Below are 755 nucleotides of genomic sequence, written 5' to 3' on the forward strand. Positions count from 1 at the left end.
CCTTGTTAGGAGCAACTGCCGTGAACTGCCGATTCAAAATATTTGAAGCCACTGGCTCTGAATGGGTTGAATCCGTCGTTACAACGAATTTTCTGTTTGCCCGGCAGCGCAATGCCATGCTGCGCATATGACGCGCCACGCGAGGGCGGCTGACGTTTCTAAATGGCTCCTCAGCACGCAAGTCACCCGTAATCATCGGACTTCCCGCCATACCTCCATGCTCCGCATACAACTCGGCAATTCTTTTCCGTAGGAGCACATTCTCCTGCGCCCGCCTTGATGCTGTCCGCACTGTCCACGTGTAGTAACCGCTCTGTGAAACCCGGAGAGCATGGCACATCTTCTTCACCGAAAACGACGAGCGGTTTTCGTGTACAATCCGGAATATCAATTCGGTGCTTTGCTGAAGATGGCCAAGGCTTTTTTTAGGATGTCTCGCTCAATCTCTGCATCCCTCAGCTTTTTCTCCAGCTCTTTGATTCTTCGCTGCTCATCGGTCAAAGCCGGTTTGCCGTGGCCGGGAAAGGCAATCAGGCCTTGCCCACGCATCTCACGCCCCCATCGATATATGAGGTCTGGGCCGATCCCCAGACTTTCGGCAACATCGGCAACGGTGCGCCCAGGTTCTTCTGCCAACATGACGGCGTTTCGTTTGAATTCAGCATCGTATATTCGTCGTGTGTTACTCATCCACTGCTCCTGTTTGAGTCAGGATAGTAGCTTAACTGGGTATCCACAACTTTGTAGCAGGATCA

1 pseudogene is annotated in these 755 nt (G+C 52.5%); it reads right to left on the minus strand.

Features of this window, described 5'->3' with window-relative positions:
- Positions 1–690, minus strand: a pseudogene (locus HUV26_RS16855) (IS3 family transposase); the annotation flags it as partial.
- Between the last annotated feature and the right edge of the window lie 65 nt (positions 691–755).

Source organism: Desulfovibrio psychrotolerans, assembly GCF_013340305.1.
Classification (GTDB): Bacteria; Desulfobacterota; Desulfovibrionia; order Desulfovibrionales; family Desulfovibrionaceae; genus Halodesulfovibrio; species Halodesulfovibrio psychrotolerans.